At 43.8% G+C, this 3,919-nt stretch carries 2 rRNA genes; both read left to right on the top strand.

Annotated features, from left to right (window positions below):
* The first annotated feature begins 402 nt into the window (after nt 1–402).
* Nucleotides 403–3,289 (top strand): 23S ribosomal RNA (locus QT74_RS07635).
* A 230-nt stretch (nt 3,290–3,519) separates the two neighbouring features.
* A 5S ribosomal RNA gene (rrf, locus tag QT74_RS07640) occupies nt 3,520–3,637 on the top strand.
* Nucleotides 3,638–3,919: the final 282 nt, after the last annotated feature.

The raw sequence follows: 3,919 nt of genomic DNA on the forward strand, positions 1-3,919 counted from the left end.
ATTTAAGCAAACTTTAAGCATTGCATGTCTATAATTACATTTCGTTTTTAAAGATAAGCTTTGAAAAGTTCTTTAATTTGAAACCATTCAAGCAAGTTCTACAAGCTAAAAAGCTTTAAATAAAAGCTCACTAGTTGGTAAAACTTGAGCGTTATAAAAAGATTAGGGATCAAGCATTTTTAGTCTTCTTTAAGGGTTTAACATTAAGAGTGATTATAGCAAGTTTTTGAAGAAAAACGAAGTTATTTGATTTAACATTGTTAATAGCCTATGTAAAAGTAAAGTAAAACTACAACAACTCTGTCTTATATTCATTAAGGCAGTGGTAGCGCTGAAGAATATTCGTGCAATTGTCGTTATTCATTATAAAAAGGCGGGTTTTGAAGGATATTTTAAAATTTAAAACAAGCTTTTAAGAGCAGATGGCGGATGCCTTGCCAAAGAGAGGCGATGAAGGACGTACTAGACTGCGATAAGCTATGCGGAGCTGTCAAGGAGCTTTGATGCGTAGATGTCCGAATGGGGCAACCCAACTAATAGAGATATTAGTTACTCTTTAATAGAGAGCGAACCTAGTGAAGTGAAACATCTCAGTAACTAGAGGAAAAGAAATCAACGAGATTCCCTAAGTAGTGGCGAGCGAACGGGGAAAAGGGCAAACCGAGTGCTTGCATTCGGGGTTGAGGACTGCAACATCCAAGAGAACGCTTTAGCAGAGTTACCTGGAAAGGTAAGCCATAGAAAGTGATAGCCTTGTATGCGACAAGGCGTTCTTAGGTAGCAGGATCCAGAGTAGGCCAGGACACGAGGAATCCAGGTTGAAGCCGGGGAGACCACTCTCCAACCCTAAATACTACTCTTTGAGCGATAGCGAACAAGTACCGTGAGGGAAAGGTGAAAAGAACCGCAGTGAGCGGAGTGAAATAGAACCTGAAACCATCTGCTTACAATCATTCAGAGCCCTATGATTTATCAGGGTGATGGACTGCCTTTTGCATAATGATCCTGCGAGTTGTGGTATCTGGCAAGGTTAAGCGAATGCGAAGCCGTAGCGAAAGCGAGTCTTAATAGGGCGCTTGAGTCAGATGCTGCAGACCCGAAGCTAAGTGATCTATCCATGGCCAAGTTGAAACGCGTGTAATAGCGCGTGGAGGACTGAACTCGTACCCATTGAAACGGGTTGGGATGAGCTGTGGATAGGGGTGAAAGGCCAAACAAACTTAGTGATAGCTGGTTCTCTTCGAAATATATTTAGGTATAGCCTCAAGTGATAATAAAAGGGGGTAGAGCCCTGATTGGGCTAGGGCTGCTCGCCGCGGTACCAAACCCTATCAAACTTCGAATACCTTTTATCGTATCTTGGGAGTCAGGCGGTGGGTGATAAAATCAATCGTCAAAAGGGGAACAACCCAGACTACCAAATAAGGTCCCTAAGTTCTATTCTGAGTGGAAAAAGATGTGTGGCTACTCAAACAACCAGGAGGTTGGCTTAGAAGCAGCCATCCTTTAAAGAAAGCGTAACAGCTCACTGGTCTAGTGGTCATGCGCTGAAAATATAACGGGGCTAAGATAGACACCGAATTTGTAGATTGTGTTAAACACAGTGGTAGAAGAGCGTTCATACCAGCGTTGAAGGTATACCGGTAAGGAGTGCTGGAGCGGTATGAAGTGAGCATGCAGGAATGAGTAACGATAAGATATATGAGAATTGTATCCGCCGTAAATCTAAGGTTTCCTACGCGATGGTCGTCATCGTAGGGTTAGTCGGGTCCTAAGCCGAGTCCGAAAGGGGTAGGTGATGGCAAATTGGTTAATATTCCAATACCGACTATGGAGCGTGATGGGGGGACGCATAGGGTTAAGCGAGCTAGCTGATGGAAGCGCTAGTCTAAGGGCGTAGATTGGAGGGAAGGCAAATCCACCTCTGTATTTGAAACCCAAACAGGCTCTTTGAGTCCTTTTAGGACAAAGGGAGAATCGCTGATACCGTCGTGCCAAGAAAAGCCTCTAAGCATATCCATAGTCGTCCGTACCGCAAACCGACACAGGTAGATGAGATGAGTATTCTAAGGCGTGTGAAAGAACTCTGGTTAAGGAACTCTGCAAACTAGCACCGTAAGTTCGCGATAAGGTGTGCCGCAGCAATGCGGTCTCAGCAAAGAGTCCCTCCCGACTGTTTACCAAAAACACAGCACTTTGCCAACTCGTAAGAGGAAGTATAAGGTGTGACGCCTGCCCGGTGCTCGAAGGTTAAGAGGATGCGTCAGTCGCAAGATGAAGCGTTGAATTGAAGCCCGAGTAAACGGCGGCCGTAACTATAACGGTCCTAAGGTAGCGAAATTCCTTGTCGGTTAAATACCGACCTGCATGAATGGCGTAACGAGATGGGAGCTGTCTCAACCAGAGATTCAGTGAAATTGTAGTGGAGGTGAAAATTCCTCCTACCCGCGGCAAGACGGAAAGACCCCGTGGACCTTTACTACAACTTAGCACTGCTAATGGGAATATCATGCGCAGGATAGGTGGGAGGCTTTGAAGTAAGGGCTTTGGCTCTTATGGAGCCATCCTTGAGATACCACCCTTGATGTTTCTGTTAGCTAACTGGCCTGTGTTATCCACAGGCAGGACAATGCTTGGTGGGTAGTTTGACTGGGGCGGTCGCCTCCTAAAAAGTAACGGAGGCTTGCAAAGGTTGGCTCATTGCGGTTGGAAATCGCAAGTTGAGTGTAATGGCACAAGCCAGCCTGACTGTAAGACATACAAGTCAAGCAGAGACGAAAGTCGGTCATAGTGATCCGGTGGTTCTGTGTGGAAGGGCCATCGCTCAAAGGATAAAAGGTACCCCGGGGATAACAGGCTGATCTCCCCCAAGAGCTCACATCGACGGGGAGGTTTGGCACCTCGATGTCGGCTCATCGCATCCTGGGGCTGGAGCAGGTCCCAAGGGTATGGCTGTTCGCCATTTAAAGCGGTACGCGAGCTGGGTTCAGAACGTCGTGAGACAGTTCGGTCCCTATCTGCCGTGGGCGTAGGAAAGTTGAGGAGAGCTGTCCCTAGTACGAGAGGACCGGGATGGACGTGTCACTGGTGCACCAGTTGTTCTGCCAAGAGCATCGCTGGGTAGCTACACACGGATGTGATAACTGCTGAAAGCATCTAAGCAGGAAGCCAACTCCAAGATGAACTTTCCCTGAAGCTCGCACAAAGACTATGTGCTTGATAGGGTAGATGTGTAAGTGCAGTAATGCGTTTAGCTGACTACTACTAATAGAGCGTTTGGCTTGTTTTTTGCTTTTTGATAAGATAACGGCAATAAGCGCGAATGAGTTACCACTGCCTTACTGAGTGTAAGAGAGTTGGAGTTTTATAAAGACTTTTATAGGATTAAACTTTAATTAAAATGAGATATTCTCTGATTTAAAGTTAAGGGCTATTAACGATCTTCTTTGTTGAAAAACAGCTCCCTATAAAGAGAAAGGGGAGTTAAGGGTAAATGCGTTTTATCTTTAGCTCCCTTTTCCTTGTGCCTTTAGAGAAGAGGAACTACCCAGTTAACCATTCCGAACCTGGAAGTCAAGCTCTTCATCGCTGATAATACTGCTCTTTTCAAGAGTGGGAATGTAGGTCGGTGCAGGGATAGGGAAATGTTTTTTAATCTTGCTTTTTATCTTATTTCATTATTGATTATATTTTAGTGCTTTATTTTTCTGTTGTTTTTTCATTTTTTTTATTTTTAGTTGTTTTGATTTGGGATTTTATTGTTTTATTCAAAGGTTTTAGAGTTTTAAGAAAATGAGTTTGAAAACAAAATAAAACCTGAAGCGATAAAATAAAACTTAAAATCCAATTTTTTAAAAAGTTTAATATCTTTGGAAAGAGTCCGTATCAATTAAACATGGATTTAAGAAAAAAGTTTTAA

Origin of the sequence: Helicobacter pylori SA213A, from assembly GCF_000476275.1 — a bacterium.
Lineage (GTDB): Bacteria > Campylobacterota > Campylobacteria > Campylobacterales > Helicobacteraceae > Helicobacter > Helicobacter pylori_CL.